At 74.3% G+C, this 7,872-nt stretch carries 8 protein-coding genes; 4 read left to right on the plus strand and 4 right to left on the minus strand.

Features of this window, described 5'->3' with window-relative positions:
* Window positions 1-88 precede the first annotated feature (88 nt).
* Window positions 89-994: a helix-turn-helix transcriptional regulator gene (locus QC029_RS29960; RefSeq protein ID WP_279558996.1), complete on the minus strand. Its 906-nt coding sequence runs from the start codon at window positions 992-994 to the stop codon at window positions 89-91.
* Between the two features lie 128 nt (window positions 995-1,122).
* Window positions 1,123-1,356 (minus strand): DUF397 domain-containing protein, encoded by a 234-nt coding sequence (locus tag QC029_RS29965; RefSeq protein WP_279558997.1) that lies wholly within the window; start codon window positions 1,354-1,356, stop codon window positions 1,123-1,125.
* A 228-nt stretch (window positions 1,357-1,584) separates the two neighbouring features.
* On the opposite strand from QC029_RS29965, the gene QC029_RS29970 reads away from it, so the two are divergent.
* The gene (locus QC029_RS29970; RefSeq protein ID WP_279558998.1) at window positions 1,585-2,160 is read left to right on the plus strand and encodes an anti-sigma regulatory factor; all 576 of its coding nucleotides are present in this window, start codon (window positions 1,585-1,587) and stop codon (window positions 2,158-2,160) included.
* Between the two features lie 300 nt (window positions 2,161-2,460).
* Window positions 2,461-2,736 carry an STAS domain-containing protein gene (locus QC029_RS29975; protein ID WP_279558999.1) on the plus strand — a complete coding sequence of 92 codons (276 nt, stop codon included), beginning with the start codon at window positions 2,461-2,463 and terminating at the stop codon, window positions 2,734-2,736.
* Between the two features lie 136 nt (window positions 2,737-2,872).
* Here the strand turns inward: QC029_RS29975 and QC029_RS29980 are convergent, their stop codons facing one another.
* The gene (locus QC029_RS29980) at window positions 2,873-3,958 is read right to left on the minus strand and encodes a GDSL-type esterase/lipase family protein (RefSeq protein WP_279559000.1); all 1,086 of its coding nucleotides are present in this window, start codon (window positions 3,956-3,958) and stop codon (window positions 2,873-2,875) included.
* A 432-nt stretch (window positions 3,959-4,390) separates the two neighbouring features.
* Between QC029_RS29980 and QC029_RS29985 the strand changes: the two genes are divergently transcribed.
* Together QC029_RS29985 and QC029_RS29990 are read left to right on the plus strand one after the other, a co-directional pair.
* Window positions 4,391-6,106, plus strand: coding sequence for a SpoIIE family protein phosphatase (locus QC029_RS29985; RefSeq protein WP_279559001.1), 1,716 nt, complete (start codon window positions 4,391-4,393; stop codon window positions 6,104-6,106).
* Window positions 6,107-6,165: 59 nt separating this feature from the next.
* Window positions 6,166-6,561 carry a hypothetical protein gene (locus QC029_RS29990; RefSeq protein ID WP_279559002.1) on the plus strand — a complete coding sequence of 132 codons (396 nt, stop codon included), beginning with the start codon at window positions 6,166-6,168 and terminating at the stop codon, window positions 6,559-6,561.
* Between the two features lie 20 nt (window positions 6,562-6,581).
* On the opposite strand, the gene QC029_RS29995 is transcribed toward QC029_RS29990, so the two are convergent.
* On the minus strand, window positions 6,582-7,673 hold the full coding sequence (locus tag QC029_RS29995) for a polysaccharide deacetylase family protein (RefSeq protein WP_279559003.1): 1,092 nt from the start codon (window positions 7,671-7,673) through the stop codon (window positions 6,582-6,584).
* Between the last annotated feature and the right edge of the window lie 199 nt (window positions 7,674-7,872).

A 7,872-nucleotide genomic window follows, 5' to 3' on the forward strand; every position in this document is an offset into this window, starting at 1 on the left:
CCCGTCCTCCCGGGGGAGGACGGGCCCCTCACGCACCGGCGCACACACCGGCCGCTCCGCCCGGAGCACCCGGGCCGGGAGCGTCCGTTCAGCCGAGCCGATCGAGGAGTCCCTCCAGGAACCTCACGCTGTCGGCGGGGGTCTCGGAGGCCGCGCACAGCCGGTCCATGATGGACAGGTAGTGGTCGACGTCCTCCTCCTTGTCCAGGTAGAGCGCGCTGGTCAGCTGCTCCAGGTAGACGACGTCGGGCAGGTCCGGCTCGGGGAAGCGCAGTATGGTCACCGGGCCGCCCACCGCGGCCAGGCCGCCGAGGTCGAACGGCGCCACCTGCAGCGTGACGTTCGGCCGCCGCGCCGTCTCGATCAGGTGGCGGAGCTGGCGGCGCATCACCTCGGCGCCGCCGAGCGGGCGCCGCAGCGCGGCCTCGTCCAGGACGGCCCAGAGACGGGGGGCGTCCGGCCGGGTGAGCAGCGCCTGCCGCTCCATGCGCAGCCGGACCCGGCGGTCGTTCTCCTGCGCGGAGGCGTGGGGGTGGCACAGCAGCGTCACCGCGCGGGCGTACTCCTCCGTCTGCAGCAGGCCCGGAATGAACTGCACCTCGTAGGTGCGGATGACCGCGGCGGCCTCCTCCAGGCCGAGGTGCCTCTCGAACCACTCGGGGAGGACGTCGCTGTAGCGGTGCCACCATCCGCGTGCGCTGGTCTGGCGGGTCAGGGCGAGGAAGTCCGCCCGCTCGTCCTCGTCCAGCACCCCGTAGAGCGTCAGCAGGTCCGCGACGTCGCGCTCCTTGCAGGCGCCCTGGCCCCGCTCCAGGCGGCTGACCTTGGCGGTGGAGCCGCGGATCGCCTTGGCCGCCTCCTCCAGGTCGATGCCGCACTCCTTGCGGAGCCGCCGCAGCTGGGAGCCGACCACCAGCCGCAGGACCGTCGGGCTGCCCTTGGGATGCTCGATGTAGCGCTTTATCGACAAGGAGCGGCTCGATTCGGCGGCCATGCGTGCTCTCCTGAGTGAAGGGACAGGCACTCAGTGTGCCACCGCCGTCACCGCGCCGTACAGCGGCCTCCCCGTGCGGATGCCGGTTCGGCCGGCCCTGCGGACGATCCTTCACCCGGCCGGCCGCCTCAGCCGACCATGTCGTCGAACTCACCCTCCTTGGCGCCCCGGAGGAACGCGACCATCTCCTCGCGGGTGTAGACGAGGGCGGGGCCCTCGGGGTGGCGGGAGTTGCGCACGGCCACCGCGCCGTCCGGCAGCGGGGCGAGTTCCACGCAGTTGCCCATGCTGCTGCGGCGGCTCTTGCGCCACGCCGCGCCCTCGATCTCCGTGGCCCGCATACCGTTGACGATCTGCTGCATTGTCGCCCCTCACCGGACACGGCCGTGCGCTGCCCCCTCGAGCCAGGCCGCGATCCATGACGTTCCGTTACCCTGCGTATGAGTGCGTACGTCGATGCAATTACATCTGTAAGTGCAGATGCGCTTGCAGCGGCGTGTGACAGTCGAGGATAGTAGCCCCAACAGGCCAGTTCTCGTGCCGAGTTCCCCCCACAGGCACCGAGGGAGATCGCGATGACAGCGCATCCGGTGACTTCAGCGAGTAACGCCTTACTGGCCGCCCTCCCCGGCGACTGGCCCGGACTCGCCGGGCACCGCGCCTCCTGCCCCGCCTCCTCGGTCCGCGCCGTCCCGTCCCCCCTGTCCGTCCGCCACCGGGCGGGCGTCGGCGGCCGGTCCGCCCCGGTGGCCGGGGGATACGCGGCCTGCGGCTTCGGGCCCGCCCCCCGCGGCGCCACCGCGGCCCGGGAGTTCGCCGGGAGGACGCTGCGGGAGTGGCGGCTGACCGCGCTCGCCGACAACGTCGCGATCATCGTCTCCGAACTCGTGGGCAACGCCCTGCGCTACGGGGTGACGGCCTTCCCCCGGCGCCCGTCCGCCGAGCGGCCCGTCCGGCTGGGCCTGCTGTGGCAGGACGCCACCCTGCTGTGCGCGGTCTCCGACCCGAGTTGCGTCCCCCCGGTCGTCAGGGAACCCGACCACCTGGCCGAGAGGGGGCGCGGACTGCACATCGTCGACTCCCTGAGCCAGCGGTGGGGCTGGTCGCCGCCCGGCAGCGCGGGCAAGACGGTGTGGGCGACGGTCCGCGTGGACCGGGTGCCGTAGCGCGGCCCCGGGACGGCGGACGGCCGTCCGCCGTCCCGGTGTCCGGCGCGCCCTCGAGCGGGCGTCCGGCCGCGGGCACGACGCAAGCCGCTCGACGGCCGCCCGGCCGCCTCGCCGGGGAGCGGGGTGAGCCGGGGAGCGCGGGGGCGGCACCGCGCCGTCCGGAGGGACCCCCGTGACGCCACCCGCCGGGAGCGCTACGGTCTGACCGCCCGCCAGTCCCCCATCGAAGCGAGAGGGTCGATGGCAGCCGCCGACGAGCTTCACACCGCTGTCCTGTCATTCGGCGACAGGGTGATCGTGTCCGTCTCGGGGGAGGTGGACTTCACCACCGTCCCACGGTTGCGTTCGGCCCTGGCGGCCGCCCTGGCGAGCGGCTCCCGCTCGGTCGTCGTGGACTTCGGCGCCGTGGGGTTCTGCGACTGCTCGGGGGCGCGCGCCCTGCTGTGGGCGCGGCAGCGGGCCGAGGAGGGCGGTGCGTCCCTCCGGGTCACCGGTGTGGTGGCGCCGGTCGTCGCCAGGCTGTTCGAGGTGCTGGAACTCGAGCAGCTGTTAGGGCCGCGGCAGAGCTGCTGACGACCGCCCTCGCCCCTCCGCCTTCATCTCCACCTCAACCTCCACCGTGCAGTCGCCCCGCGGCGCGGCCCGTACGGATCCGGTGGTCCGTACGGGCCGCGCCGCTCTCCGCTCCGCCCCGACGGGCCCGCGGCGGTCAGGCCGCCGTGGCGGTGCAGCCGACGGCCGCCGAGGACGGGGTGGAGGAGGCCACGAAACCGAAGGACGCGCTCCCCCCGGCGGCGACCGTTCCGTTCCAGGCGGCGTTGCGCACGGTGGCGGCGCCGTCGGAGCCGGTGCCGAGGACGCCGTTCCAGACCTGGGTGATCCGCCCGCCGCCGTCCGGGGCGATCCGGACCGTCCAGCCGGAGATCGGCGCGGTCCCGGTGTTGCGCACCGTCACCTCGCCCTGGTAGCCGCCCTGCCAGACCGACGTCGCGCGGAACGAGGCGGTGCAGGCGGCCCCGCCCTGACCGGGGTCGGGCTCACCGGGCCCGCCGGGCTCGTCCCGCGCCAGCAGGTCGGCCAGGACGGGGAACCAGCGGGCGGCGATCTTCTCGTCGCCGGAGGCGTCGGGGTGGACACCGTCGTAGGTGTCGCTCGCGGTGTCGAAGCCGGTCCACTGGTCGACGGCGATCACCGGCGAGTTCGCGGTGCTCTTCGACCGGGCCCAGGCCGGGATGCGCTCGTTGAGCGCCACGACCCGCCGGGCGCACTCGCCGCAGGTGGCGGGGTTCATCGGGATGATCTGCGCGACGAGGACCTTCATGTCCGGATTGCTCGCCCGCATCTGGTCCACCAGGGTGCCGTAGGCGGCGAGGACGGCGTCGGGCGACCGGTTGCTCCAGACGTCGTTGGTGCCGAAGTGCATGACAACGATGTCAGGCCGAGTGGCGGCCAGCCAGGCCGGGAGCTGGTTCCGGCTCGCCACCTCGGTCACCAGCGCGCCGCCGTGCCCCTCGTTGTCGCCGTCGTGGGGCTGCCCGCAGCCCTGGGGGCCGAGGGTCCCGACGAAGTCGACGTCCGTGTGGCCGGCCTCCTGGAGCCGGTTCCACAGCAGCGAGCGCCAGCAGCCCGGCGAGCCGGTGATGGAGTCGCCCAGCGGCATGATCCGCACCGGTTCCGCGGCGGCCCCCGCCGGGGCGGCGCTCGCGGGGGCGGACCCCGCGCCGGCGGGGCCGAGGATTCCCAGGAGCAGCGCCAGGGCGGTCAGGGCCGCCCGTAAGAGGTGTCTACTGCGCATGACCTTCCTTCCGACAGGATGGGAGCGCTCCCATCTGGGGACATCAAGCCACCGCGCCGACAGCGCGTCAAGGACCGGGGCCGCGCAGGCCGCTCCCCCGCGCTCCGGGAGCGCCGGGAGGGCCGCTGGCCTACCCTCGGAGCAGGGTGGCGTTCCCCTCGGTACGGGAGGGACCGGACCTTCGGAAAGGGGCTCGTGACCGGCGGTCGTGTGCGATGATCGGCACCCGTCAACGGTCCGCTGAGCCTCGGAACGGGTCGACGGAACCGAAACAGACGCGTCCGTTCGGCCCGACGTCCCTCTTCCCGACGAGCCGCCGCCCATGGCCCGGAAGACTCCTGAGGCACCAGTGGTGGGGTGCGAGTGGGGAGAGTCGTGACAGCGAACGGCAACGGTGGCCACCGGCGTCGTCGGCCCGCGCGGAGCGGTCGCGTGCCCGTACGGTTGCGCCGCGCGACCGCCGCCCTGGCCCGCCCCCGCGCCTCCCGCAGCCGTCTGGCGTGGCTCAACCAGGCGAGCACCGTGATCGGCACGACGCTCGACCTGGAGCGGACCGCGCAGGAGCTGGCCGACTTCGCCGTCCCCCGGCTGGCCGACGGCGCGGCCGTCGACCTGCTGGAGTCGGTGCTGCGCGGTGAGGGCGGCGAGCGGTGGACGGGGACGGGGCCGCCGGTCACCAGGGCCGTCGCGGTGTCCTCGATCGTCGAGATGGAGGACCTGGAGCCGGACGAGCCCGGCGAGCTCTCCGTCCACCCCCAGACGCTGCTCTCGGTCCACTGCCTGCGGGCCCAGGAACCGGTCCTGCTGAGCCGGATGAGGCGCGACGACTACGCGCGGGTGGCCCCGACCCCCAGTGCGGCGGCCAAGCTGCGCCGGGCGGGGGTGCACAGCTACATGGCCGTGCCGCTGACCGCCCGCGGCGTACTGCTCGGGGTGGCCGACTTCATCCGCGGCCCCGGCAGCCCCCCGTTCACCCGCGCCGACGTCGAGCTGGCGACGGAGCTGGCCTCCAAGGCGGCGGTCTTCATCGACAACGCCCGCCTCTACGGGCGCGAGCGCGAGCACGTCCTCTCCCTCCAGCGCAGCCTGCTCCCCCGCGCCACCCCCAACACACCGGGCCTGGAGGTCTTCACCCACTACGCGCCGGGCACCGATCCGAGCGGGGTCGGGGGCGACTGGTTCGACGTGGTGGCCCTGCCCGGCGGCCGGACCGCCCTCGTCGTGGGGGACGTCATGGGCCACGGAGTGCCCGCCGCGGCCACGATGGGGCGGCTGCGCACGGTGGGCCGGACGCTGCTGGCCCTGGACACCGCCCCCGACCGCGTACTGGCCCGGCTGGACCTGGCCGCCCGCGACCTGGAGGACGACCAGGTCGCCACGTGCCTGTGCGCCGTCTACGACCCGGCCACCGCCAGCTGCACCATCGCCGGCGCGGGGCACATGCCGCCGCTGCTGGTGGACGCCGGCGGCGGCGTCTCCCGGGTCGAGGTGCCCGCCGGGGCGCCGCTGGGCGCGGGGGTCATCCCCTACGACTCCACCACCGTGCCGGTGCCCGCCGGGAGCCGGCTGGTGCTGTACACCGACGGCCTGGTCAAGACGCGCCGGAGCGACATCGACGTCCAGCTGCGGCGGCTGGTGGAGACCGCGCCCGAGATGGTGGACCGGCTGCTGGAGTCCCGGGATCCGGCCGGGATCCCGCCGGGGAGCGAGAAGCGCTTCGACGAGTCCGTCCTGCTGGTGGCCGCCGGCGGGAAGCTGCCGCCGGGCACCGACCTGTGCGTGTGGTCCCTGCCGCCGGACGGCACCGCCGCGTCCGTGGCCCGTTCGCTGGTCACCGAGCGGCTCGCCCGGTGGGGCCTGGAGGAGCTGTCCGACGTCGCCGAGCTGGTCGTCAGCGAGCTGGTCGGCAACGCCCTGCGGTACGGCGGCGGGCCCGGGCAGCTCCGTCTGATGCGGCACGAGAGGCTGACGCTGGAGGTCTCCGACACCGGCCCCGACCTGCCCCAGATCCAGCACGCGGAACTCAGCGACGAGGGCGGGCGCGGCCTGCAGCTGGTCAACATGCTCAGCCGCAACTGGGGTTCGTGCCGGACGCCCGGTGGGAAGGTCGTCTGGGCGGAGCAGGACATCCCCCGCACCGTCTCCTGAGACGCGTCCCGGGGGGCGCCGGGCGGGCGGCGACGGACCGGAGAGGGACGGGAGTGCGCGTGGACGAGGCGCGGTACGTGCGGTTCCAGGGGACGGACCGGGGTGGACGGGACGTCCACCCCGGTGTGTTCGCCCTGGTCAACAATCTGGCCCGGGAGGGCCGGCTGACCGCCGAGCAGGAGTTCTTCCGGCGGGTCAACAACGCCTGGTACGACGTCAACTACACCAATCCCACCTCCGTCGACCCCACCGTCTACAACCCCGCGGTGAACCCGGGGGCGGCGGCGTGGTTCAAGTCCTCCGCGCGGCATCTGATCGAGCGCGTGGACGGGTATCTGGAGATCCTCGCCGCGCACGGCGTCGGGTACCGGTGCCTGCGCTCCTCGGATCCGGGGCGGATCGTCTACGAGGACGGGGACCAGGTCGTCGCCGTACCGCACCCCCGCTCCGGATAGCGGGCGGCGGGCGGCGCCGGTCAGTACGGCCGCGCGGCGTCCTGGTGGTCGAAGGCGAGCCGGTGCGCCCGGTCCCGGGGGAAGCTGACGGCCTCCGGGTCGCCGTCGGAGGTGTACGGCTCGACCGTGCCGTCGCGCAGCTTGTCCAGCCAGGCCGAGGAGCTGTACGCCCCCTCCTCGGCGGTGGCCTCCTGCGAGCGGATGCGGGGAATGGCCCCGGGGTCGAGGTCGGAGGAGTAGGGCGAGGGGGCGGGGCTGCCGCCGGCCAGGTAGACGCCCTGGTGGCGGTAGCGCACACCGCCGTACTCGCCGCCGAGGGCGAGCCGCCGGTCGCGGGGCATGGAGCCGTAGGGAAGCGCCATCGACACCACCGGGGTGTCGGGCAGCGCCTTGTCGATCAGCCACTGGTTGGAGGCGATGTCCCACTGGACCATCGCGTCGTCGGCGTCCCCCAGGACGCTGTGCCGCATGGTGTGGTTGCCGATCTCGAAGCCGTGGTCGTCGAGCCACTTCAGCGTCTTGCGGCCGCCGGGTTCGCCGAACGGGTCGGCGTTGACGAAGAAGGTCGCCACGGGCCGGAAGCCGGGGTGGCGCCCGGCGACGTCGAGGATGATGCCGACGGCGGTGTCGGGGGCGGGACGCCCGTCCTCGCCCAGCCGGAACTGGCTGGGGGTCGAGTCGTCGAAGGTGAGCACCACCGGGTGCGTTCCGGCGGGTATGTCCATGTCGCCGCTGGTGAACTCCCGCGCGGTGACCGGTACGTAGCCCTCCCGCGCCAGCCGCTCCAGTTCGGCCCGGAAGTCCTGCGGGGTGCGGTCGTCGATGCTCTCGGGCTCGTCCACGATCTGGTGGTACATCAGCACCGGCACCGCGCCCAGTTCGTTGGCCCGCACCGCCGCCGGGTCGGCGTCGGCGGGTTTGCGCCCCGCCTCGCCCGGCGCGTGCGTCGCTCTGTTCCGCTGCGGGTCCTGCCGTGAGTCCTGCCTCGGCGCCTTCGGGGCCGGGTCGTCGGGCGTTTCGGAGTCCGGGGAGCCGGCCGCCGCGGAGCAGCCGGCGAGGAGTATGGCGATCGCGGCCAGTGCCGCGCGGTCACCTCGGATGGTGCGGCGCATGGTGCCCTCCGGATGTCGGCAAGGGTGACACCCGGCCGATTGCCGGGCCGTCCCCCTCAGGCTCCGGCAACAGCGCGTCCTTCTCCCGTCACGCTCGGCCGATCGGGCGGGCGGTAGGCCGTTTCGGTGGTGGTGCGCGCGGGGCCCCGCGCGCCCCACCCCCGCGGCGCCCGCCCCGGGCGGCCCGGGCGGCGCCGAC

Source organism: Streptomyces sp. DH37, assembly GCF_029813835.1.
Taxonomy (GTDB): Bacteria; Actinomycetota; Actinomycetes; order Streptomycetales; family Streptomycetaceae; genus Streptomyces.